The sequence below is a fragment of the Pseudomonas sp. SDO524_S393 genome, assembly GCF_054071875.1.
Genome location: NZ_JBSVVZ010000056.1, coordinates 20,955 through 44,408, shown reverse-complemented (window position 1 = coordinate 44,408; position 23,454 = coordinate 20,955). Strand labels below are relative to the sequence as shown.

23 protein-coding genes and 1 other RNA gene are annotated in these 23,454 nt (G+C 60.8%); 9 read left to right on the top strand and 15 right to left on the bottom strand.

The annotated features are described in order from the left end of the window. Positions 1-94: 94 nt before the first annotated feature. From ACW9IB_RS22040 to ACW9IB_RS22020, 5 genes are all read right to left on the bottom strand, one after another. Positions 95-1,099, bottom strand: a complete 1,005-nt coding sequence (locus ACW9IB_RS22040; RefSeq protein ID WP_457415535.1) for an extracellular solute-binding protein — start codon at positions 1,097-1,099, stop codon at positions 95-97. A 159-nt stretch (positions 1,100-1,258) separates the two neighbouring features. Further along, complete coding sequence (locus ACW9IB_RS22035; RefSeq protein WP_457415538.1) at positions 1,259-2,476, bottom strand: 2-octaprenyl-3-methyl-6-methoxy-1,4-benzoquinol hydroxylase; 1,218 nt, start codon at positions 2,474-2,476, stop codon at positions 1,259-1,261. 62 nt (positions 2,477-2,538) lie between these two features. After that, complete coding sequence (gene ubiH, locus ACW9IB_RS22030) at positions 2,539-3,726, bottom strand: 2-octaprenyl-6-methoxyphenyl hydroxylase (protein ID WP_457415533.1); 1,188 nt, start codon at positions 3,724-3,726, stop codon at positions 2,539-2,541. Next, positions 3,723-5,045, bottom strand: coding sequence for a Xaa-Pro aminopeptidase (gene pepP / locus ACW9IB_RS22025; protein WP_457415532.1), 1,323 nt, complete (start codon positions 5,043-5,045; stop codon positions 3,723-3,725). Before pepP ends, ubiH begins: the two co-directional genes overlap by 4 nt. Positions 5,046-5,065: 20 nt before the next feature. Next, positions 5,066-5,623, bottom strand: a complete 558-nt coding sequence (locus ACW9IB_RS22020; RefSeq protein WP_457364926.1) for a YecA/YgfB family protein — start codon at positions 5,621-5,623, stop codon at positions 5,066-5,068. A 138-nt stretch (positions 5,624-5,761) separates the two neighbouring features. Here ACW9IB_RS22020 and ACW9IB_RS22015 point away from each other — a divergent pair, with 138 nt between their 5' ends. From ACW9IB_RS22015 to ACW9IB_RS22000, 4 genes are all read left to right on the top strand, one after another. Further along, entirely contained in the window at positions 5,762-5,971 is a 210-nt protein-coding gene (locus ACW9IB_RS22015) for a TIGR02449 family protein (protein WP_003177365.1), read from the top strand. Further along, positions 5,968-6,285 (top strand): cell division protein ZapA, encoded by a 318-nt coding sequence (locus tag ACW9IB_RS22010; protein ID WP_457364925.1) that lies wholly within the window; start codon positions 5,968-5,970, stop codon positions 6,283-6,285. The genes ACW9IB_RS22015 and ACW9IB_RS22010 overlap by 4 nt, the downstream gene beginning before the upstream one ends. A 31-nt stretch (positions 6,286-6,316) precedes the next feature. Continuing rightward, positions 6,317-6,495: non-coding RNA, 6S RNA (gene ssrS / locus ACW9IB_RS22005), on the top strand. Between the two features lie 57 nt (positions 6,496-6,552). Continuing rightward, positions 6,553-7,182 carry a 5-formyltetrahydrofolate cyclo-ligase gene (locus ACW9IB_RS22000; RefSeq protein WP_457364934.1) on the top strand — a complete coding sequence of 210 codons (630 nt, stop codon included), beginning with the start codon at positions 6,553-6,555 and terminating at the stop codon, positions 7,180-7,182. Between the two features lie 6 nt (positions 7,183-7,188). Here the strand turns inward: ACW9IB_RS22000 and ACW9IB_RS21995 are convergent, their stop codons facing one another. After that, positions 7,189-7,338, bottom strand: coding sequence for a hypothetical protein (locus ACW9IB_RS21995; protein ID WP_457364924.1), 150 nt, complete (start codon positions 7,336-7,338; stop codon positions 7,189-7,191). Between the two features lie 195 nt (positions 7,339-7,533). On the opposite strand from ACW9IB_RS21995, the gene ACW9IB_RS21990 reads away from it, so the two are divergent. After that, entirely contained in the window at positions 7,534-7,983 is a 450-nt protein-coding gene (locus ACW9IB_RS21990; RefSeq protein WP_457364923.1) for an EVE domain-containing protein, read from the top strand. Between the two features lie 4 nt (positions 7,984-7,987). Here ACW9IB_RS21990 and ACW9IB_RS21985 read toward each other — a convergent pair whose 3' ends face one another. Continuing rightward, the gene (locus ACW9IB_RS21985) at positions 7,988-8,395 is read right to left on the bottom strand and encodes a flagellar basal body-associated protein FliL (RefSeq protein WP_457364922.1); all 408 of its coding nucleotides are present in this window, start codon (positions 8,393-8,395) and stop codon (positions 7,988-7,990) included. 149 nt (positions 8,396-8,544) lie between these two features. Between ACW9IB_RS21985 and ACW9IB_RS21980 the strand changes: the two genes are divergently transcribed. After that, positions 8,545-9,522 carry an NADPH:quinone oxidoreductase family protein gene (locus ACW9IB_RS21980; RefSeq protein ID WP_457415531.1) on the top strand — a complete coding sequence of 326 codons (978 nt, stop codon included), beginning with the start codon at positions 8,545-8,547 and terminating at the stop codon, positions 9,520-9,522. A 291-nt stretch (positions 9,523-9,813) separates the two neighbouring features. Next, complete coding sequence (gene glpT / locus ACW9IB_RS21975) at positions 9,814-11,151, top strand: glycerol-3-phosphate transporter (RefSeq protein WP_457415529.1); 1,338 nt, start codon at positions 9,814-9,816, stop codon at positions 11,149-11,151. Here glpT and ACW9IB_RS21970 read toward each other — a convergent pair. Together ACW9IB_RS21970 and ACW9IB_RS21965 are read right to left on the bottom strand one after the other, a co-directional pair. Beyond that, positions 11,148-11,804 carry a gamma-glutamylcyclotransferase gene (locus ACW9IB_RS21970; RefSeq protein WP_457415528.1) on the bottom strand — a complete coding sequence of 219 codons (657 nt, stop codon included), beginning with the start codon at positions 11,802-11,804 and terminating at the stop codon, positions 11,148-11,150. The genes glpT and ACW9IB_RS21970 overlap by 4 nt on opposite strands. Before the next feature lie 26 nt (positions 11,805-11,830). Next, positions 11,831-14,218, bottom strand: a complete 2,388-nt coding sequence (locus ACW9IB_RS21965; RefSeq protein WP_457415526.1) for a TonB-dependent receptor plug domain-containing protein — start codon at positions 14,216-14,218, stop codon at positions 11,831-11,833. A gap of 328 nt (positions 14,219-14,546) precedes the next feature. Here ACW9IB_RS21965 and ACW9IB_RS21960 point away from each other — a divergent pair, with 328 nt between their 5' ends. Next, on the top strand, positions 14,547-15,029 hold the full coding sequence (locus ACW9IB_RS21960) for a sn-glycerol-3-phosphate transporter (protein WP_457415524.1): 483 nt from the start codon (positions 14,547-14,549) through the stop codon (positions 15,027-15,029). An 83-nt stretch (positions 15,030-15,112) separates the two neighbouring features. On the opposite strand, the gene ACW9IB_RS21955 is transcribed toward ACW9IB_RS21960, so the two are convergent. From ACW9IB_RS21955 to ACW9IB_RS21930, 6 genes are all read right to left on the bottom strand, one after another. Beyond that, the gene (locus tag ACW9IB_RS21955; protein WP_457415522.1) at positions 15,113-16,081 is read right to left on the bottom strand and encodes a CDP-6-deoxy-delta-3,4-glucoseen reductase; all 969 of its coding nucleotides are present in this window, start codon (positions 16,079-16,081) and stop codon (positions 15,113-15,115) included. Next, on the bottom strand, positions 16,081-17,547 hold the full coding sequence (gene ubiD, locus ACW9IB_RS21950) for a 4-hydroxy-3-polyprenylbenzoate decarboxylase (protein ID WP_457364915.1): 1,467 nt from the start codon (positions 17,545-17,547) through the stop codon (positions 16,081-16,083). The genes ACW9IB_RS21955 and ubiD overlap by 1 nt, the downstream gene beginning before the upstream one ends. A 59-nt stretch (positions 17,548-17,606) precedes the next feature. Next, a complete protein-coding gene (locus ACW9IB_RS21945; protein ID WP_457415521.1) occupies positions 17,607-19,589 on the bottom strand; it encodes an acyltransferase family protein in 1,983 nt (660 codons plus the stop codon). A 155-nt stretch (positions 19,590-19,744) separates the two neighbouring features. Continuing rightward, positions 19,745-21,004, bottom strand: coding sequence for a transcription termination factor Rho (rho, locus tag ACW9IB_RS21940; RefSeq protein ID WP_457364913.1), 1,260 nt, complete (start codon positions 21,002-21,004; stop codon positions 19,745-19,747). Between the two features lie 234 nt (positions 21,005-21,238). Then, positions 21,239-21,565, bottom strand: coding sequence for a thioredoxin TrxA (trxA, locus tag ACW9IB_RS21935; RefSeq protein WP_457364912.1), 327 nt, complete (start codon positions 21,563-21,565; stop codon positions 21,239-21,241). Between the two features lie 121 nt (positions 21,566-21,686). Next, on the bottom strand, positions 21,687-22,382 hold the full coding sequence (locus tag ACW9IB_RS21930; RefSeq protein WP_457364911.1) for a FadR/GntR family transcriptional regulator: 696 nt from the start codon (positions 22,380-22,382) through the stop codon (positions 21,687-21,689). Positions 22,383-22,650: 268 nt separating this feature from the next. Here ACW9IB_RS21930 and ACW9IB_RS21925 point away from each other — a divergent pair, with 268 nt between their 5' ends. Beyond that, complete coding sequence (locus ACW9IB_RS21925) at positions 22,651-23,439, top strand: transporter substrate-binding domain-containing protein (RefSeq protein WP_457415519.1); 789 nt, start codon at positions 22,651-22,653, stop codon at positions 23,437-23,439. Positions 23,440-23,454 lie beyond the last annotated feature (15 nt).

The following is a 23,454-nucleotide window of genomic DNA, read 5'->3' as shown; positions in this document are numbered from 1 at the left end:
ATACAGGCACCTCGGTGTATCAGTGATACCGAGGTGATGCTATCGCAGGCAAGCCAGCTCCCACATTTGATCCGGAGTACTGTTGAGAGCGAGCTTAGTTCCAGCCGGCGCGATCCATCAACCGAATCGCCTCAGCCTGACGTCTGCCCGCCACTTCCACCGGCAAGGTATCCGCGACGAATTTACCCCAGGTCGCTACTTCCGCTGACGGCGGCACCGCCGGGTTGGCCGGGAATTCCTGGTTCACGTCGGCAAAGATTTTCTGCGCCTCTGGCGTAGTCATCCACTCCACCAATGCCTTGGCCGCTTCCGGGTGTGGTGCGTGCCGGGTCAGCCCAATGCCCGACAGGTTCACATGCACGCCACGGTCGCCCTGGTTCGGCCAGAACAGCTTTACCGCCAAGTCCGGATTCTGCTTGTGCAGCCGGCCATAGTAGTAGGTGTTGACGATGCCCACGTCGCATTGCCCCGCATTGATGGCCTCCAGCACGGCGATGTCATCGGAGAACACGTCGGTGGACAGGTTGTTGACCCACCCCTTGACGATTTCTTCGGTCCTGGCCGCACCGTGGGTCTCGATCAGGGTCGCGGTCAGCGACTGGTTGTAGACCTTTTTCGCGGTGCGCAGGCACAAGCGGCCCTCCCACTGCTTATCGGCCAGGGCTTCATACGTGGTGAGATCGCCCGGTTTGACCCGGTCGGTGGAGTAGGCGATGGTCCGCGCGCGCAGGCTCAAGCCGGTCCACGCGTGGTTCGAGGAGCGATATTGCAGGGGGATGTTCTTGTCGATCACGCTGGAAGTGAACGGTTGCAGGATGCCCATCTGCTCGGCCTGCCAGAGGTTGCCGGCATCCACGGTCAGCAGCAGGTCGGCAGTGGCGTTTTCGCCCTCGGCCTTGATGCGCTGCATCAGCGGCGCTTCCTTGTCGGTGATGAACTTCACCTTGACGCCGGTCTTTTGGGTATAGGCGTCGAACACCGGCTTGATCAATTCGTCGATACGCGAGGAGTAGACCACCACTTCATCGGCGGCCTGTGCGGCGGTGCTGCCGATGAGGGTGAGTGCCAGGGCAGTCAGGAGGCGCTTGGATGCCAGCATGGGGGGCAGTCTCTCATTTGCAAAAGAGGGCAAATGATAAGGACTCACATTTGGTAACGCTTGGCGGAGGCGTTACCAGATGTTGCATGAGTGGGATTTAGAGTGGGGCTGATGGCCTCTTCGCGGGCAACCCCACTCCCACAGGGGACGGCGCTCGTCTTAAGGTTTGGCCAGGTCCGGGAGGTCGCCGGTCAGGCCGAGGGCTTGGCGTACGAACACGGCCTTGGCTTCGGGCATCTGGTCGACCATCTTGAGCCCGGCATTGCGCAGCCAGCGCAGTGGCAGTTGATCGGCCTGGAACAACCGCTCGAATCCTTCCATCGCCGCCATCAACGCCAGGTTATGCGGCATGCGCCGGCGTTCGTAACGGCTCAAGACCTTCACATCCGCCAGGCGCTCGCCGCGCTCAGTGGCCGCCAACAGCACTTCGGCCAACACCGCCGCATCGAGAAAACCCAGGTTAACGCCCTGCCCCGCCAACGGGTGAATCACATGGGCTGCGTCGCCGATCAGCGCCAGGCCTTCAGCCACGTAGCGCTTGGCATGGCGTTGGCGCAACGGCACGCACACCCGTGGGTCGGCGCTGAGCACGGTGCCCAATCGACCTTCAAAAGCGCGCTCCAGTGCTCGGCAGAAGCCTTCGTCATCCAGCGCCATCAGGCGTTCGGACTCTGCCGGCGTAGTCGACCAGACGATCGAGCACCAGTCTTCCTGCCCCTCTCGCTCCAGCGGCAGAAAGGCCAGCGGGCCGGTGTCGGTGAAACGTTGCCACGCCGTACGCTGGTGCGACTGGCTGCTGCGCACGCTGGTGACGATGGCGTTATGCAGGTAATCCCATTCACGGGTGGGCGTGCCGGTCAGGCGGCGCACGGCGGAGTTGGCACCGTCAGCCGCCACCACCAGCGGTGCGCGCAAGGTACGGCCATCGGCCAGGGTCAGCAGCCAGTCATCACCGGAGCGACGCATCTGTTCCAGGCGCGCATTGGCCAGAAGGCCCAGATCACAGTCGTGCAGGCGGTCGAGCAAGGCATCCTGGACCACACGGTTTTCGACGATATGCCCGAGCACGTCGGCATGCACGCTGGCCGCCGAAAAGTGGATCTGCCCGGTGCCGCTGCCATCCCACACCTGCATTTCACCGTAGGGGCTGGCGCGCCGCTCGACGATGCCGCCCCACACGCCCAGGCGCTCGAGGATGCGCTGGCTGGCCGCCGACAAAGCGCTCACGCGCGGCTCGAACGCCGTGTCACGCTGGAACGGTTTGACGCTCAGCGCGCTGCCGTCGAGCAACAGCACCTGCAAACCACTGCCTTGCAATGCCAGCGCCAGGGCGCTTCCGACCATTCCGGCCCCGACAATCAGCACATCTGCGCGCATGTCCATGCTTTTAAGCCTGTCTCACGGGCGGCCTGCGCCGCCGGAAAATAAAAGGGTTTGCGTCAGGCATCCGGGCGCGTACCCAGCCCCATGGCCTGACGGGCGAACCAGCGTTTGGCCGGCGGCAGCAACTCCAGGCCCAGCAGGCCCATGTTGCGGCCCAGCGCGACCAAGGGCTGGGCGCTGCCAAACAGACGCGTAACCTGATCGGAGAAGCCGATGGTGAGCGCCTGGTCCTGGCGCTGACGCTCGCGGTAGGCCTGCAAAGTTGCCAAGTCACCGGGCACCGCCGGACCGGCCAGCAAGGCTTCAGCCAGGGCACTGGCATCGCGCAGGGACAGGTTGAAACCCTGTCCGGCAATCGGGTGCAAGCTGTGGGCGGCATTGCCGAGCACGACCAGGTGCGAGCGTACTTGCTCTTCGGCCTCCACCAGGGTCAGCGGGTACAGATGACGGGCGCCGACTTGCTTGAGCGTACCCAGGCGATAGCCGAACACGCCCTGCAATTCACTCAGGAAGCTGCGCTCATCCAGGCTGGCCAAGCGCTGCGCGTCCATGCCCAGGCGGGTCCATACCAAGGCGCAGCGGTTGTCCGGCAAGGGCAGCAAGGCCATCGGGCCCTCATCGGTGAAGCGCTCGAACGCCTCGCCATTGTGGGCTTCGCTTGGGGTGATATTGGCGATCAGCGCGCTCTGGTTGTAGGGGCGGGTTTTTACACCGATGCCCAGTTGCTCGCGCAAGCCGGAACGGCCGCCATCGGCAAGTACCGCAAGGTCGCATTCCAGCACGGTTTCATCGTTGAGGGTCAGACGATAGCCATCGGACAACGGCTCCATGCGCGTGACTTCCGCCGGGCAGCGCCAACTCACTACATCTTTATCCAGGCCCTGCCACAGGCATTGGCCCAGCCAGGCGTTTTCCACCACATAGCCCAGCGCAGGCACACCCTCTTCCATCGCGGACAAACGCGCGGTGGAGAAGCGCCCACGGTCGGACACGTGAATCTGCTTGATCGGCTCAGCGCGGCGGGAAATGGCCGACCACAGGCCCAAGCGTTGATAGATCTGCCGAGCGCCGTAGGACAGCGCCGAAGAGCGCGCATCGTAGCTCGGCTGATAGTGGTCTCCCGGCGCGAACGGTTCGATAAGCACGATATTCCAGCCACGGGCCCTGGCTCCAGCCTGCAATGCCAGCGCCAGGCTGGCACCTACCAGCCCGCCGCCGATAATGGCCAGGTTGACGCGGCTCATCGGGCTGCCGCCATGAGGGCTTCGATGTCGGCGACCGCCTTGGGTACGCCGGCGGTCAGGATTTCACAGCCTTGCTTGGTCACCACCACGTCGTCCTCGATGCGTACGCCAATGCCACGCCATTTCTTTGCCACGTTCTGGTTGTCCGGTGAAATGTAGATCCCCGGCTCCACAGTCAATGCCATGCCCACCTCCAGCACACGCCATTCACCGCCCACCTTGTACTCGCCCACGTCGTGCACATCCATGCCCAACCAATGGCCGGCGCGGTGCATGTAGAACGCTTTATAGGCTTCGCCGGCGATCAACTCGTCGACATCACCTTGCAGCAGCCCCAGCTTTACCAACCCGGCGGTGATAACCCGCACCGTGGCTTCATGGGCCTGGTTCCAGTGCTTGTCGGGGGCAATCTCGGCAAAGGCGGCTTCCTGAGAGGCCAGCACAATCTCGTAGATCGCCTTCTGCTCGGGGGAAAATTTGCCGTTGACCGGCCAGGTCCGCGTGATGTCACTGGCGTAGCAGTCGATCTCGCAACCCGCGTCGATCAGCACCAGGTCGCCGTCCTTGAGCAGCGCGTCATTCTGCTGGTAATGCAGGATGCAACTGTTGCGCCCGGCAGCAACGATGGAGCCATAGGCCGGCATTTTTGCGCCGCCCTTGCGGAACTCGTAATCCAGCTCGGCTTCCAGGCTGAACTCATACAGCCCGGCCTGGCTGGCTTGCATCGCACGCACATGGGCGGCGCATGAGATTCGCGCAGCTTCGCGCATCACCTTCACTTCTGCCGCCGATTTATACAGGCGCATGTCGTGGAGCAGATGATCCAGCGCAACGAATTCGTTCGGCGGTTGGGCGCCAAGGTGGGCCTTGGAACGGATCACGTTGATCCACTCCATCAGATGCCGGTCGAATTCGGCATTGCTGCCCATGGCCGAATACACCCGGTCGCGGCCTTCGATCAGGCCGGGCAGGATGTCGTCGATATCGGTAATGGGGAACGCATCGTCGGCGCCGAAGTCCCGCACCGCACCTTCGGTGCCGGCGCGCAGGCCGTCCCACAATTCGCGTTCGGCATTGCGCTCGCGGCAGAACAGCACGTACTCGCCATGCTGGCGACCAGGCATCAGTACGATCACCGCTTCCGGCTCGGGGAAGCCGCTGAGGTACTGGAAGTCGCTGTCCTGGCGGTACACATGCTCCACATCACGGTTGCGGATGGCCACGGCGGCGGCCGGCAGGATCGCGATGCTGTTGGGTTCCATCTGCGCCATGAGCGCCTTGCGGCGCCGGGTGTATTCCGCTCTGGGGATATGAATCATGGGCAGATGGACTTCCTTACTCAGTGCAGCGAAGGCTTGGGAGCCGCGGGCTCAGCCGACTTGCGGGTCTCGGTGAACAATAGCAGCGGGGCGACGCGCAGGTATTCCATCACTTCCATGTAGTCGCTTTCGCCGTCTTCGGACTCTTCCAGTGCATCTTGCACCTGGGAAATCGCTGCCAAATCCTGCAACACTTCCTTGGCGTCGGTGCTCAGTTCCAGGCCGGCCGCGTTCACGCCAAAACCGTGGAGAAAACCCTGGCACCATTGACCCAGCGCCAGGGCACGCTCAGCGAGCGGCGCATCGTCGGAAGGCAGCAACAGCACCACGGTGACGTCATCACCGGTCAGCTCGCCCTTGACCATTTCCTGCAGGCCGATCAGCGCATTGCGCACGTTATCGGCCGGTTCGGTTTCCAGCAGTTCGGCAACGTCGGCCAGCCAGTTGTCGGCGTCAAAGCCGACACCGGTGCAGCTACGGCCCAACAACACGCCATGCAGTTCGGCAGGCGAGCAGGGGTGGCCACTGGTGCTCAGCAGTTTGGAAAAAGCATCGTACGGGGAGTTCTGAATGGGCATGGTGAGCTAGGCGCCAGACGGCGCAATGTCTAGAATGGAGCGCTGTATCCTAGCACCGGCAGACGTTCCAAGACTATCAAGGGCGTCAGATCGTTTATCCTGCAGTTGCCATTCATCAGACAAATCCAGTGGAACCCAATGGAAGACACCGACCTGCAAGCGCTGATGGCCAGACTCGAACTGCTAATTGATCGGGTCGAGCAACTTAAGAGTCAAAATGGACTCCTACTAGCTCAGGAAAAGACCTGGCGCGAGGAACGCGCTCACCTCATTGAAAAAAACGAAATCGCCCGGCGTAAGGTCGAATCGATGATTTCGCGCCTGAAGGCCCTGGAGCAAGACTCATGAGTTCAAGCAATAGCGTCACCGTGCAGATCCTCGACAAAGAATATTCGATCATCTGTCCCCAGGAAGAGCGCAACAACCTGGTGAGCGCTGCCCGCTACCTGGATGGCAAGATGCGTGAAATCCGCAGCAGCGGCAAAGTCATCGGCGCCGACCGCATCGCCGTGATGGCCGCGCTTAACATCACCCATGACCTGCTGCACAAGCAGGAACGCCCGGACGTGCCGACCAGCGGTTCGACCCGCGAGCAGGTGCGTGACTTGCTCGAGCGCGTGGATCTGGTGCTTTCCAGCGATTCAGACGCACCCAAGGGCTGATTGCCGCGACGGTTTAAGGTATACTCGCCCCCACTCCCTGGCGTGTTTGCCAGTCGGCGATGTCCCTGAGCCGATTCGCACTACCCTGGAAGTTGCACGTTGGGCTGGTGTGCATGTCCGCTAGACGGAAAGCCTTAAAGCCTACTGCTTCTTCCACCTTGAACTTTCGGGTTCAAGGGCTAAGTCGACAGCGGCTCTGTCGGGGAGCCTGAATTCCAAACTCAATGCCAGTCCTAGGACTGGCATTGTTTTATGAGCCGAAAAACCATGACCGAACCTGCGCCGCTTTCCCGTCCGCAACTTCGACGCATGTTGCGCAAGGCCCGCCGCGCCCTCACGCCGAGCGAGCAGCGCGAGGCCGCCCATGGCCTGTTCCGGCAACTGGCACAGCACCCGCTGTTTCGCCGAGCCAAACATATCTCTTTGTATCTACCCACGGACGGTGAAATCGACCCGCGCCTGCTGCTGCGTGCGGCTCAGCGTCGGGGCAAGCTCACCTACCTGCCGGTGCTGAGCGCCTGGCCGCGAACCAAGATGGTGTTTCAGCGGATCCGCCCCGGGGAAAAACTGCGGCCCAATCGCTTTCGAATTCTCGAGCCCCGGGTCAATCTCAAACGACAACGCAAGGTGTGGGCGCTGGATCTGGTGCTGCTGCCGTTGGTGGGATTCGATGAAACCGGCGGGCGCCTGGGCATGGGCGGAGGGTTTTACGACCGCAGCCTGGCTTACCTGGCACGCCGCCAGAACTGGCGCAAGCCGACGCTGTTGGGTCTGGCCCATGAATGTCAGAAAGTCGAACGGCTGATACAGGCGAGCTGGGATGTGCCGTTGGCAGGCACCCTCACCGATAAGCAGTGGTATATAGCACAGACGTCGCAGGAGCCCGCGACATCCTGAGGAAGGTTAACGCTTGAACGGTTGCAGCTTCTGCTGAGCCAGCTCAACAGGCGCATCGGTCTTGTTCGACCACAAGCTCTGCGCATACCCGGTGGTCACGACGCCCAGACCAAACAAAATCACCAAAATCCATAGCAAATCCGGTTTACGTTGCATCGATTGCCCCCCTTCAGGCATCTCGTACACGATGACAACAACGTTCCAAAGTAGTCCGTTGCAGCTGCGTCAAGCTTAAAATCCCGGCATTTTGCGGTAACGTGAACCAACACGCAAACCTTGGCGCCAACCGACTGTCGGTTTGTCATCAAATTGCCTGACAACTTGCCCACTGCCTATTTCAGGAGCCCGAAAATGGCCTATTGGCTGATGAAATCCGAGCCCGACGAACTCTCCATCACAGGTCTGGAAACCCTCGGGGAAGCCCGCTGGGACGGAGTACGCAACTACCAGGCGCGCAACTTTCTGCGTGCCATGGCAGTGGGCGACGAATTTTTCTTCTATCACTCAAGCTGCCCGGAGCCGGGCATTGCCGGCATCGGCAAAATCATCGAGGCGGCGTATCCGGACCCGACGGCACTGGAACCGCAAAGTCATTACTTCGACGCCAAGGCCAGCGCAGAAAAGAACCCGTGGAGCGCCATCAATGTGGCCCATGTCGAGACCTTTCCAAAGGTCCTGAGCCTCGGCTACCTGAAGCAGCAAACGGCCCTGGCCGAGCTGCCGCTGGTGCAAAAGGGCAGTCGGCTATCGGTAATGCCGGTGACCGCCGAACAATGGGCGGCGGTAGTCGGTTTGCGGTGAAGCGTTACTGAATGATCAGGTTGTTGAACAGCAGGTCTTCCACCACCGGCTTACCGGTCTCGTCGTTCATCACTTGCTGGGTTTGCTTGAGCGCTTCCTGACGCAGCTTCTCTTTGCCCTCGACGGTGCTCATGGTCTCGTTGGTCTGTTGGGTGAACAGCGCCACCAACTGGTTGCGAATCAACGCATCGTTGGATTTGACCAGTGCCGCCGCTTCGGGCCCGGTGACGCGCAGGGCGATGTCGGCCTTGTACACCTTGAGTTTGGCCGTACCGTCCAGCCCGTAGTTGCCCACGAACGGCGGCGTCAGGCTGATGTAGCTGACCTTCGGTGCCTCGCCCTCTTTCGCTTCTTCGGCCTGGGCTGCCATCGGAAGGGTCAGGGCCAGCAACAATGGGATCCACGCTTTCACAGTTCATTCCTCGATTCGGTTGCCCGCTAGCATAACGCTAGCAAGGCTGAGTACAAGCTTATGGCGGCCTATCAGGCCCGGGCATGCTCGTTGACCCGCAGGCGTACCCTCCTACACTTATCGGCCACTACGCCAAAAGGAATAGTCCGATGAAAGCTGTGCTGTGCAAAGCCTTCGGCCCCGCCGAAACCCTGGAGCTGGAAGACGTCGCCAGCCCGGCGATCAAGAAGAACGAAATCCTGCTGGACGTGCATGCCGCCGGGGTCAATTTCCCGGACACCCTGATCATCGAAGGCAAATACCAGTTCAAGCCGCCCTTCCCGTTCTCGCCTGGCGGCGAAGCGGCAGGCGTAGTCAGTGCAGTGGGGGAAAAGGTCAGCCACCTCAAAGTCGGCGACCGAGTCATGGCACTGACCGGCTGGGGCAGCTTTGCCGAGCAGGTCGCGGTGCCCGGATATAACGTGCTGCCGATCCCGCCGAGCATGGACTTCAACACCGCCGCAGCCTTCAGCATGACCTACGGCACCTCGATGCACGCCCTGAAACAACGGGCTCACCTGCAATCGGGTGAAACCCTGCTGGTGCTCGGCGCTTCCGGCGGCGTGGGCCTGGCAGCCGTGGAAATCGGCAAGGCCATGGGCGCCCGAGTGATTGCCGCCGCCAGCAGCGCCGACAAACTCGCCGCGGCCAAGGCAGCGGGCGCCGACGAATTGATCAACTACAGCGAAGCCAGCCTCAAAGACGAGATCAAGCGCCTGACCGACGGCAATGGCGTCGATGTGATCTACGACCCGGTGGGCGGCGACCTGTTTGACCAGGCTGTGCGTGGCATCGCCTGGAACGGCCGCCTGCTGGTAGTGGGCTTCGCCAGCGGACGCATCCCGGAATTGCCGGTGAACCTGGCGCTGCTCAAGGGCGCATCGGTGGTCGGGGTGTTCTGGGGCTCGTTCGCCCAGCGCCAACCACAGGACAATGCGGCGAATTTCCAGCAACTATTCAGTTGGTACGCCGAAGGTAAATTAAAGCCCCTGGTGTCGCAGGTTTACCCGCTCGAAAACGCCGCCCAAGCGATCAATGACCTGGGACAACGCAAGGCTGTCGGAAAAGTTGTCGTCCAAACCCGCTGACGGACTTGAAATGCAATTAATGTGGGAGCTGGCTTGCCTGCGATAGCGGTGGGCCAGTTCTCACCTATGAAACTGAAAGACCGCCATCGCAGGCAAGCCAGCTCCCACGATTGAGCTCCAGCGTCTGCAAAATCCAATCGCGACCCACACTTATCCATTAGCGACATGTTCATAAGAGAACATGCAATTGCTCATTTTTCCTGTGTTTGCAGATAAGAGGCGATGCTATTTTCGGTAACGAAACTGTAACATTCGCATCCGCAGTCAAAACAAGAAATCTGGAGCTCTTGAATGTTTGCTTTCTTTCGTCCCGCCGCACATCAGGCTCGCCTGCCTGAAGAAAAGATAGACAGTACCTACCGACGGCTGCGCTGGCAGATCTTCGCCGGTATTTTCTTTGGCTATGCCGGCTACTACCTGCTGCGCAAGAACTTTTCCCTGGCCATGCCTTACCTGATCGACGAGGGTTACACCCGTGGTGAACTGGGCCTGGCCATGTCGGCCATCGCCATTGCCTACGGTTTGTCCAAGTTTCTGATGGGCCTGGTGTCCGACCGCTCCAACCCGCGCTACTTCCTGACCTTCGGGCTGCTGGTATCGGCGGGCGTCATGTTCATTTTCGGTTTCGCACCTTGGGCGACGTCCAGCGTGACCATGATGTTCATTTTGCTGTTCATCAACGGCTGGGCCCAGGGCATGGGCTGGCCGCCAAGCGGGCGCACCATGGTGCACTGGTGGTCGCAGAAGGAACGCGGTGGCGTGGTATCGGTATGGAACGTGGCGCACAACGTCGGCGGCGGCCTGATCGGCCCGCTGTTCCTGCTGGGCATGGGCTGGTTCAACGACTGGCACGCCGCATTCTATGTGCCGGCGTCTGTGGCATTGCTGGTGGCGGCGTTTGCTTTCATCACCATGCGCGACACCCCGCAATCGGTAGGTTTGCCACCGATCGAGGAGTACAAGAACGATTACCCGGAAGGCTACGACGCCAGCCACGAAGAAGAATTCAGCGCCAAGGAAATCTTCGTCAAATACGTGCTGCGCAACAAAATGCTGTGGTACATCGCCTTCGCCAACGTGTTCGTCTACCTGCTGCGTTACGGCGTGCTGGACTGGGCACCGACTTACCTGAAGGAAGCCAAGCACTTCAACGTGGATAAAACCTCGTGGGCCTACTTCTTCTACGAGTGGGCGGGCATTCCGGGCACGCTGCTGTGCGGCTGGATGTCGGACAAGATCTTCCGTGGCAACCGTGGCCTGACCGGTGTGGTGTTCATGGCGCTGGTGACCGTGGCGACGCTGGTCTACTGGCTCAACCCGCCCGGCAACCCGATGATCGACATGATTGCGCTGTTCTCCATCGGCTTCCTGATCTACGGTCCGGTGATGCTGATCGGCCTGCAGGCGCTGGAACTGGCACCGAAGAAAGCCGCCGGCACCGCCGCTGGTTTCACAGGCTTGTTCGGTTACCTGGGGGGCTCGGTAGCCGCCAGTGCGGCCATGGGCTACACCGTTGACCACTTTGGCTGGGATGGGGGCTTTGTCCTGCTGGTCGGCGCGTGCCTGTTGGCCATCGCATTCCTGCTGCCAACGCTGCGACACACCAACAGCATCAGCGCAGCGCGTTAAGCGCCGCCTGAGCAATCCTTGGCACACCGCTTGAGCCGCGCCTCCAGATTTTTGTCTGGCATGGCGTGGCTGCGCAGGGCGTGAACCGTCTGCTCGACATAATCGCGGGTGGTACCGTAACGCCCGCAAGCGCTTTCCAACACGTGATTGAGCACGATGTCGGGCAGGTTGCCGGCGTAACTGGGCAAATGCCGCTCCAGGACGAACCCCAGTGCCTGCACCTGACTGCCATCTTCCAGGCGGCAGCTGAGCCAGTGGGGGCGATAGGAGGGATAAGGCATTTCGCGGCACCACAACGCGTAAAGCGACGCTTCCAACTGATCTTCCGGCAAGCGGTAGGCAAACCCGCTGCACGAACCGCCGCGATCCAGGCCGAACACCAACCCGGGCAGTTCCGGCGTACCCCGATGCTCATGCGACCACAGGTAGAGGCCCCGGTGATAACCGTGGACCCGTGCCCGAACGCGCTCGGTCGACGAGCATTCCGGGCGCCAGATCAGCGAACCATAAGCGAATAACCAGACCGGCCCACCCTTGTGCCGGGCCATGGTGGCCTGCATCGAGCTCATCAACTGTTCGTGAGTGAGTTGCGGCCCCAGATCGAGCCGCGGGGGGTAAGCCAATTGCAAAAGATCGGATTCAATGACGGCCATGGCGAATCGCTTAGGTCTCCTTCGTATTACCAGTTATAGGCAACTTTACCGTAATAGAACGCGCCGCTGTAACCGTACGGCGAAAAAGTGCTATAGGCGAGGTTGCCGCCGCTGCTGGCGAACGCATTGACCTTTTCAGGGTATTTATCGGTGACATTGTCGCCGCCCAGGGTGAAGGTCCAGTTCTTCAACTTGTAGTCCGCCGAAAGGTCCAGTACCCAGGCCGCCTTGAAGGTCTGGTCGTTGACCTTGTCGGCCTGGTAGCTGGTGAATTCACCGTAACGTACCAGGTTGCTGTGCAACGCCCAGTTACCGAACGTGAAGTCGTTGCCCAGGCTCAGCTTGTGTTGGGGCGTGGTATCGCCCAACAAACCAATGCGCTCGCGACGGTCCACCCGCAACAGGTTCACCCCAAGGCTGTCGAGGATCGCCGGGTTGGCTTTCACGTCGGTGACTTTGGTGTGGTTGTAGTTGTAGCCCACGGTGCTGTTCCAGCGGATACCGTTATCGAACTGATAGCGATAGTTGGCCACCAGGTCGACGCCGTCGGTACTGGTGTCGGTCGCATTGGTGAAGTAACGGGCCGTGGTGTAGTTGATGTTGCCGACGCCGTTGGCCTGCAAATAGGCAATGGCTGCCGGGTTGAGCGTCAGGTTGGAGGACAGGCTGATGCGGTCGCGGATGTCGATGCGGTACACATCGGCGGTCAGCGTCAGGTTGTCGGTGGGTTCCAGTACAAGCCCGAGGCTGTAGTTGCGCGACTTCTCGGCTTTCAGGTCTTCGGCGCCCAGCAGGCGTGCGACCTGGCTGTTCGCCGGAAAGGTGCCCGCCTCCTGGATAGTGTTGCCGATCAACTGCGACGAGGTGTAGGCAAAGTTCTGCTGGGCCAGGGACGGTGCGCGGAAACCGTTGGAGATACTGCCGCGTAATGCCACCTGCGGGGTGAAGTCATAACGGGCCGACAGCGAGCCGCTGACGTTGGAGCCGAAGTCGCTGTAGTCCTCATGGCGCACCGCCGCCGAGGCGCTGAGTTTTTCGGTGAAGTTGGTTTCCAGGTCCAGGTACTGCGCCCAGCTGTGGCGCGAGCTGGTGCCTGCGTCGGCATCGCGGAAACCACCCAGGCCCGAACTGCCGGTCTGGAAGTAGGACGCCGGATCGCCGGATTTGATCTGGTAGCCCTGGTCCAGGTATTCGCCACCAAAAGCCACCGACACCGGGTACGGCAGCCAGCCCAGGCTGAACTCGCGGGACAGGTCCAGGCTGAGTTGCTTCTGGTCGTTGACCAGGGTGCCGTTGTCGAACTTGCGCGGCGTGGCCAGGCCCAGCGAGGTGTTGATGGTTTCGGTACCGATCTGGTACTGGTTCTTGCCGTAGTTGACCGACACATCGTAGTGCCAGTCGTACGCCAGCAGCCCACGCAAACCGACCGCCAGCGAGGTGTCTTCCACATCGCCGCGAATCAGCGGCAAGTAACCATTGGGGTTGAGTGCCGGAATATTGTTGGACGCATTGCTCGCCCGGTAAAACGCCGCTGTCTCGCCGCGCGTCTTGCTGTAACCCCCAAAGCTGTACAGCTCGGCCGCGTCGTTGAAGGTGTATTCCCCGTTGAAGAACAGCTTGCCCTGATGGGTCGCCGGCTCACCCTGACGGAAAACCTGCTGACCGTAGGTGGTCGAACCCACGCTGGCCGGACGAAAATCCCTGCCGGCACGGTTGGTGTAATCGTTGTCGGCGCCTTCGCCCGACAGGTTGATGAAACCGTTATCCCCCAGCGCAAGGCCCGTATTGCCCGCCAGATTGCGCTGAATGCCGTCGCCTTTTTTGTACTCGCCGAACTTGCTGGTAATGGAGCCACCATGGTCGGCGTGCTTGAGGATCACGTTGATCACCCCGGCAATCGCATCCGAGCCGTAGCGGGCGGAAGCGCCGTCACGCAGTACTTCGATGTGGTCCACTGCCGACACCGGGATGGCGTTCAAGTCCGCCGGCGCCGAGCCACGGCCCACGGCACCGCCCAGGTTGACGAACGCACTGGTGTGGCGACGCTTGCCGTTGACCAGCACCAGCACTTGGTCGGGCGACAGGCCACGCAATTGCGCAGGACGCACCAGCTCGGCACCGTCCACCAGGCTTGGGCGCGGGAAGTTGATCGACGGAATCAGACGCGCCAGCACCGCCCCCAACTCATCGGAACCGGTGCTGCGCAAGGTATCGCCGGAAATCACATCGATAGGCGACAGCGAAGCACTGGCCGTGCGCTCTTGGGCGCGGGTACCGGTGACAATCACGGTGTCGAGTTTGGGCGTATCAGCACTGGCCGTTTCTTCGGCCGAGACGGGATTGAATCCCACAGCGGTCAGCAAATTCGCCGACAAAATCGCCGTGTACAACGCGTGTTTCTTGTAGCTCCCCATACCGCTCCCCTGTGAATCAAAAATCAGAACGTCGATGCTCTGAGTTCCTGCGATCGATCCGGCTGGCGGGCGGTGGCGGTCAGTTATTGGTGATTGAAAGAAATTCGGTAGTCCGTTGCGATATAGCCTAAAGATATCTACTAAATAAATTAAATACCTTAAAAGAATAAGCAAAAGTATAAGCACGGCGCTCCGCCCGTCAGGATTGCGCCCGTCAATCCCTGTACTTTCAGGCCCGGTTCAGCCTGGGCTCGCGTCGAGCCGTCAAAATAGTGCGCACACCACGACCCACCTAGCCGCCATCCAATCGACTATCGAGGTCGCACCCATGAAGAAATTCCGACTGCCCGGCCTGCTGCTTCTCGCCCAGGCGACGACTGCACTGGCCGCTGAAGTACCCACCACCGAAGACGACAAAGGCTTCTGGTACGCCCAGACCAGCGTCTACACCCGACACTTTTCCCCAGACCCGGATCACAACAACCATCAGGGCCTGATCGGCCTGGAACGCAACCAGGCATCAGGATTGGTGATAGGCGGAGCGACGTTCCGCAATTCGTTCAGCCAGCGGTCGTACTACGTCTACGCGGGCAAGCGCTACGACATGACCGACTATCCGGTGTATTTGAAGCTGACAGGTGGGGTGATCCAGGGGTATCGCGGCGAGTACCGCGACAAGATCCCGCTGAATCGGTATGGCGTGGCACCGGTGATCATTCCGTCCGTGGGCACCCACTATGGGCCAGTGGCGGCGGAGTTGGTGTTGCTGGGGTTCAACGCGGCGATGGTGACGGCCGGCGTGCGTTTCTAAAAGCACCCACAAATCCTTGTGGGAGTTGGCTTGCCAGCTCCCACAGGTGGATCAGTGTATCGCAGTGATTTGCGTGATCGGCCTCAGGGCCGCGGCGCGTAGGCGAATACATCGGCGCGCATCTGATGCGCGTCCATGCCGGCCTCGACCAATGCATCGAGGGTACCGTAGATCATCGCTGGTGAACCGCTGGCGTAGACGTGCACGGCTTTCAGGTCGGCAATGTCTTCACACACAGCCTCATGCAGCAAGCCGCAGCGGCCTTCCCAACCGCACACGTCGCTCACGACCTTATGCAGGAACAGGTTGGGCAGTTGACGCCACTGATCCCAATGCTCGATCTCGTAGAAGTCTTCTGGCCGGCGCACGCCCCAGTACAGGTGCACCGGGTGCTTGAAGCCGGACGCACGGCAATGTTCGATCAGGCTGTGCATCTGCGCCATGCCGGTGCCGGCAGCGATCAGCACCAGCGGCCCGTCCGGCAGTTCGGCCAGGTGAGTGTCGCCGAAGGGCAGTTCCACGCGGGCCATCTGGTTGCGCTGCAATTGCTCGAGCAGGTTGCGGGCGCTGTCCTCGCGGGCCAGCACATGCAGTTCCAACTCGCGCCCGGCGTGTGGCGCCGAGGCCAGGGAAAACGCCGACTTTTCGCCATTATCCCGTTCGATCATCAGGTATTGCCCAGCGTGGTAACGAACGGCCTTGCCGGCAGGGGCCCGCAGGCGCACGCGCCACACATCGCCACCCACTTCCACGCACTCACTCAATTGGCACGACAACTTGCGCAATGGCAACTCTCCCGGCGCCAGCACGCCATCCCACAACACAATGCAATCTTCCAGCGGCTCCGCGATGCATGTGTAGAACTCGCCGTGATCGCGCACTTCGCCCGCCTGTTGCACCCGGCCTTCCACCAGCAGCGCCGCACACACATGGCACACACCGTTGCGACAGGCCTGGGGGCACTCGTAGCCAAGGCGGCGCGCACCTTCGAGGATTCGCTCACCAGGAACCAGCTCCAGAATGGCGCCGGAAGGTTGCAGGGTCACACGCATCAATCTATTCCCAATTCTTTCCAGATCGCATCGACACGGGCCGTGACGGCTTCATCCTTGACGATCACCCGACCCCATTCGCGGGTGGTTTCACCCGGCCATTTGTGGGTGGCGTCCAGGCCCATCTTCGAGCCCAGGCCCGACACCGGCGAGGCGAAGTCGAGGTAGTCGATCGGCGTGTTGTCGATCATCACCGTGTCGCGCTTGGGGTCCATGCGCGTGGTGATGGCCCAGATCACGTCGTTCCAGTCGCGGGCGTTGATGTCGTCGTCGGTGACGATAACGAACTTGGTGTACATGAACTGTCGCAAAAACGACCACACACCCAGCATTACCCGCTTGGCATGGCCCGGGTACGACTTCTTCATGGTCACGACGGCCATGCGGTACGAACAGCCTTCCGGCGGCAGGTAGAAGTCGGTGATTTCCGGGAACTGCTTTTGCAGGATCGGCACGAACACTTCGTTGAGCGCCACGCCGAGAATCGCCGGCTCATCCGGCGGACGCCCCGTGTAGGTGCTGTGATAGATCGGTTTGATCCGGTGGGTGATGCGCTCGACGGTGAACACCGGGAAGCTGTCGACTTCGTTGTAATAGCCGGTGTGGTCGCCGTACGGGCCCTCATCAGCCATCTCGCCGGGATGAATCACGCCTTCAAGGATGATTTCGGCGGTGGCCGGCACTTGCAGGTCATTGCCACGGCACTTCACCAGCTCGGTGCGATTACCACGCAACAAGCCGGCGAAGGCGTATTCGGACAAGCTATCCGGCACCGGCGTGACGGCGCCGAGGATGGTGGCCGGGTCAGCGCCCAGGGCCACGGATACCGGAAACGGCTTGCCCGGGTGTTTTTCGCACCACTCACGGAAGTCCAGCGCACCACCACGGTGGCTCAACCAGCGCATGATCACCTTGTTGCGGCCGATCACTTGCTGACGGTAGATGCCAAGGTTCTGGCGGTCCTTGTTCGGGCCTTTGGTGACCGTCAGGCCCCAGGTGATCAGCGGACCGACATCGCCGGGCCAGCAGGTCTGCACCGGCAACATGGCCAGGTCGACGTCATCGCCTTCGATGACCACTTCCTGGCACACCGCGTCCTTGACCACCTTGGGCGCCATGGCAATGATCTTGCGGAAGATCGGCAGTTTCGACCAGGCATCCTTCAGACCCTTGGGCGGCTCGGGCTCCTTGAGGAACGCCAGCAGCTTGCCGATTTCGCGCAGTTCGCCGACCGACTCGGCGCCCATGCCGAACGCCACGCGCTCAGGCGTGCCGAACAGGTTGCCGAGCACCGGGATATCAAAGCCGGTCGGGTTCTCGAACAGCAGCGCCGGGCCCTTGTTGCGCAGGGTACGGTCGCAAATCTCAGTCATTTCCAGCACCGGAGAAATCGGCATCTGGATACGTTTCAACTCTCCGCGCTGCTCAAGTTGCTGCACGAAATCCCGAAGATCCTTGAATTTCATTAACCATGCCACCCGTAAAATAGGCGTACATCCTACCTGCTCTGAGGACGGCTGGCAGCTTAATTGGCCGTCGCCCCCCGTGATTGCAGCGAACTGAACAGCGGTTCCAGAAACGCCTCGATGTGTCGCGCGCCCACATCCGAGAGGTGGTTATCGTCGGTGTACAGCGCACGGCCATTGAGCTCGACCCGGCACAGCCCGTCCTCGGCGCACAGCAGAGGCGCCGGGTCCAACACCGATACGCCACTGTCGGCGGCCGCCAGTTCGTCAAACAACCGGGTGATAAACGCCTGGCGCTTGAGGTGCTCCGCCACCGGGAGCCCTTCATCCTTCACGGACCGATTCATCATTGCCAAGCGGCTGAGGCGGTAAGGCACGATGATTTCCTGCAACGGCACTTCCTTGACCAACCAGACCCGATGCCCAGCCGCACGCAACCCCGCGATCCGCTCGCGCAAACCCTGGGCGAAGCGCCGTTCGGCCACAGCCCGCACGTACTTGCCGGTTCCGGGGTCCTTCAGCGCATGCTCTTTGTCACCCGACATTTGCCCATACAGATACAGGCTCCACCGTGCGGCGAGCACCACATCGCTGAACGACTGTTCGGTCATCGCCTTCTCGACCCGACGGTTGAAGTGGGCACAGCGGGCAATATTTTCCAGGCCATCCAAGGGCACACAACCGGCAAAGCTGGCTTCCACAAGGCTGATATCGTGCCGCTTTGCCGCCTCTTCCAGCGCCGGGATCAACGCAGTGGCGTGGCTGTCACCCCACACCAGCGCGGACACGGCGCTGTTTTTAGGGCCGAAGTGACAGAACAGTCGGTCATCGGGGGTGTTTTTGTCCGCCATGCAGGCCATCAATGCCGGGCTCCACTTTTTCGCCTGGGCATAAACCAGCGCCTGCTCGGACAAGCGCGACGGCACACCATCAGCCTCGCGCAACGCCACGCCTGTAAGGCCCAGGCACAAGATGCCGGCACCAGCGGCTGCCAGAATCGCCTTGCGCCCGGCCAGCAAGCGTTTTTCCCGAAACGGTGTTTCCACGAACCGCCAGGACAGATAGCCCAGCACCAGGCTCAGCAGCATCAACCCGGCCAACTCCGGGGCGCTCAGGCCATCGATAGCGGCATAGCTGGCATATACGAACACAGGCCAATGCCACAGGTACCAGGAGTAGGAAACCAGTCCCACCCCCACCATCAGGCGTGAACCGAGCAGGCGCCCCACCCACGTGAGTTGCTGCCCATTGGCCCAGATCAGCCCAACCACCCCCAGTACCGGCAACAAGGCGGCAGCCCCGGGGAATGGCGTCGTGGAATCGAAGCCGAACACGGCGATCAGGATCAGCGCCATCGACACCAGGCTGACCGCCTGGGCCAATGCGGGCGATGCGCGCCAGTCACGCAGGGGCATCACCGCCAGCATCGCGCCGGCGAGCAACTCCCAGGCCCGCAGGTGCAACAGGAAAAACGCCTTCTGCGGTTGATGGACCACTGCCCAGAGACTCATGCCAAACGACACCAGCAATACCCCGAACAGCACCAGGCGCCAATGTTTCAGGCGGCTCGAAAGCAACGTCAGCAGCAGCGGGAAAAGGATGTAGAACTGCTCCTCCACCGCCAGTGACCAGGTGTGCAGCAGGGGCTTGATATCGGAGGACACATCGAAATAACCATGCTGGCGGGCAAACAGCAGGTTGGAGGTAAAGATCACCTGATAGTGCACGGACCGTCCCAGCTCTTCGTAGTCCTTGGGCGCGAGCAGAAACCAGCCTACCACCAACACGGCTGCCATCATGACAAATAGTGCCGGCAGGATGCGCCGGGCACGACGGGCCCAAAACTCGACGAAACTGAAGCGCCCTGCCTGGCGCTCACGCCAGATGATCGAAGTGATCAGGAACCCCGAAATCACGAAGAACACATCAACGCCGACAAAGCCGCCGGTAACGCCCGGCACTCCAAAATGGAACAGCACCACAGCGAGTACGGCGACAGCGCGCAGGCCATCGATGTCCCGTCGGTAAGCAAGAACACTCATAAAACCTATGCCAGTCTGATACGAAACGGGATGAGCGCAGCTTCGCTCACCTTTTTTGTTTCTTAACTGACACTTATGCTGCTCAAACCTCCCTTTTTTGACGCAAAAAAAATGGCGCCCCGCGGGACGCCACTTTTTGGACCGAAAACGTGGTGTTACTTACGTTTCATCGACAGGAAGAACTCGTCGTTGGTCTTGGTGGTTTTCAGCTTGTCGACCAGGAACTCGATGGCCGCTACTTCATCCATCGGGTGCAGCAGCTTGCGCAGGATCCACATGCGCTGCAGTTCGTCGTCGGCAGTCAGCAACTCTTCACGGCGGGTGCCGGAACGGTTGATGTTGATGGCCGGGAACACACGTTTTTCCGCGATGCGACGGTCCAGGGGCAGTTCCATGTTGCCGGTACCCTTGAACTCTTCGTAGATCACTTCGTCCATCTTCGAACCGGTTTCAACCAGTGCGGTGGCGATGATGGTCAGCGAGCCACCTTCTTCGATGTTCCGCGCAGCACCGAAGAAACGCTTCGGTTTCTCCAGGGCGTGGGCATCGACACCACCGGTGAGTACCTTGCCGGAGCTCGGGATCACGGTGTTGTAGGCACGGGCCAGACGGGTGATGGAGTCGAGCAGGATCACCACGTCTTTCTTGTGCTCGACCAGGCGCTTGGCCTTCTCGATCACCATTTCGGCAACCTGTACGTGACGGGTTGGCGGCTCGTCGAACGTCGAGGCGACCACTTCGCCGCGCACGGTGCGCTGCATTTCGGTCACTTCTTCCGGACGCTCATCGATCAGCAGCACGATCAGGTGAACTTCCGGGTTGTTGCGCGCGATGTTCGCCGCGATGTTCTGCAGCATGATCGTTTTACCGGCCTTCGGCGGAGCGACGATCAGGCCACGCTGGCCTTTGCCGATCGGGGCGCACAGGTCAATCACACGACCGGTCAAGTCTTCGGTGGAACCGTTGCCGGCTTCCATCTTCATGCGCACGTTCGGGAACAGCGGGGTCAGGTTCTCGAAGAGAATCTTGTTTTTCGCGTTCTCCGGGCGATCGAAGTTGATCGTGTCGACCTTGAGCAGGGCGAAATAACGCTCGCCTTCCTTCGGCGGGCGGATCTTGCCAACGATGGTGTCACCGGTGCGCAAGTTGAAACGGCGGATCTGGCTCGGCGAGACGTAGATATCGTCCGGGCCGGCGAGATAGGAGGCGTCTGCAGAGCGGAGGAAGCCGAAGCCGTCCTGGAGAATCTCCAGCACGCCATCACCGGAGATTTCCTCGCCGCTTTTCGCGTGCTTTTTCAGCAGGGAGAAAATCACGTCCTGCTTGCGCGAACGGGCCATATTTTCTATGCCCATTTCTTCGGCCAGTTGAAGCAGGTCGGTAATCGGCTTTTGCTTGAGTTCAGTCAGATTCATATAGGAATGACGTAATCATTTATGGAGGGGGGAAATTAAGCTTTTGGCTTAATGAGGCCGCGCCGCGGAGAAGGCGACAGGATCGCGTACTAATCGAAAAGGAGAGCGTCGGCGACGGCTTGCAGGGGGCAGTGGAGAAACCAGTGCGGGGCCGAATGTACCACCTGAGTTTCGGAGCGTCTAGCCCTGTTTCACGAAAAAGCCCCGCAATTTGCGGGGCTTTTTTGACGACGCTTAGATGTGCGCGTCGAGGAAAGCTTGCAACTGGGATTTCGACAGCGCGCCCACTTTGGTGGCTTCGACGTTGCCGTCCTTGAACAGCATCAGGGTCGGAATACCGCGTACGCCGTGCTTGGCCGGGGTTTCTGCGTTCTCGTCGATGTTCAGCTTGGCAATGGTCAGCTTGCCTTCGTAAGTGCTCGCAATGTCGTCCAGGACTGGAGCGATCATTTTGCAAGGGCCGCACCATTCAGCCCAGTAGTCAACCAGCACTGGACCAGCCGCCTTGATTACATCTGCCTCGAAGGACGCGTCGGTGACGTGCTTGATAAGATCGCTCATGGATGTCTCCGGATTGTAAGCAAAAAAAACGTGGCCCATCATAGCCGCCCTTCCCCCATTCAGGAAGCCGCCGCTGATTGAGTCTTGCTATGGCGCTGCATGAGTTTGGGTATAGCCCAACTCACGGCATGACGGGTGTCACAAAGGCAATTCCGGTGCGCAGGGCCGCATTGCGTACATGCTCCTGCATGCTTTTCTGCGCTGCCGGGCTGGCACGACGGGCCAGCGCGCGAAGGATCTTGCGGTGCTCCTGCCACGTTTCCATGGCCCGCTCCGGTCGGATGAACGGTAGTTTCTGGCTCTCCAGAAACACCTCGGCACTGGCGCTGAGGATGTTCACCATCGCCTGGTTGCCGCTGGCCAGCAGGATGCGCTGGTGGAATTCGAAGTCCAGCCGGGCCGCAGCCTCGAAATCACCCGCCTTGAGCACCGTACGCATAGCCGCCACATTCTCTTCCAGGCCGTCCAGCTCATCGAGCGTCAGCGTCATCGCCGCCAACCCGGCGGCAAACCCCTCCAGGGCGTAGCGCAGTTGGAAAATATCCAGAGGCGTAGCCTGCGCCGCGAATGGCCAGGCAAAGCCCGGTGCGTCCTCCACCGCCTGCACGAAAACCCCCTTGCCCGGCTGCACACTGACCACCCCAAGCGCACTGAGAGACGACAGCGCCTCGCGCAATGACGCACGGCTTACCCCGAGCTGCGCCGCCAGGTCACGCTGGGACGGCAGCGCATCACCTGGGCCAAAACCGTGTTCCTTGATCAGTTTGCGGATGGCCTGCAAGGCCGCTTCCGGTACGGCTTGGGCGATGGAATTCATAAAAAACTCAAGGTTCCAGTCAACTGAGCGGCTAGTTGTAAAGCTATTCGAAGCTGGCGGCAAGCCACGCCCCAAAGGGGCTCGCGGGATTTTGCCAGCGCTCGAAAAAGGTGCGCGAAGCTTCATCACTGTTCAGACCAGTAAGACCACCAAAACTCAATAAACACCTGCCTCACAGACGATCCGGAGCACGCTGGCATGGGCTGTGCAATCACCCACCGCACAAGCCCAGTCCAGAACCTTCCTTCGCCTTTCTCGGAGAGTCGCCATGACCAAACGTTGCAGCGCCCTGCTATCCGCTCTATTCGCCAGCCTGATGCTGAGCCAGGCACCTGCCGCCCAGGCCAATGGTCTGGACGATATCATCGCCCGCGGCACCCTCAAGGTCGCCGTGCCCCAGGACTTCCCGCCGTTCGGCTCGGTGGGCCCGGACATGAAGCCCCGCGGCCTGGACATCGACACCGCCAAGCTGCTGGCCGATCAGCTCAAGGTCAAGCTGGAACTGACCCCGGTCAACAGCACCAACCGCATTCCGTTCCTCACCACCGGCAAGGTCGACCTGGTGATTTCCAGCCTGGGCAAGAACGCCGAGCGGGAAAAAGTCATCGACTTTTCCCGGGCCTACGCCCCGTTCTACCTGGCAGTCTTCGGTCCGCCTGAAGCCGCCATCAGTTCGACCGACGACCTCAAGGGCAAGACCATCAGCGTGACCCGTGGCGCCATCGAAGACATCGAGCTGACCGCCGTGGCACCCAAGGAAGCCACCATCAAACGTTTCGAAGACAACAATTCCACCATCGCCGCCTACCTGGCCGGCCAGGTCGACCTGATCGCCAGCGGCAACGTGGTGATGGTAGCGATCAGCGAGCGCAACCCCAAACGCGTTCCGGCGTTGAAAGTGAAGCTCAAGGATTCGCCGGTGTACGTAGGGGTGAACAAGAACGAGCCGGCGCTGCTGGAGAAGGTCAATCAGATCCTGGTCGCGGCCAAGGCCGATGGCAGCCTGGAAAAGAACGCAATGCAATGGCTTAAAGAGCCGCTGCCCGCTGGCCTTTGAGCGACGGAGCTGACC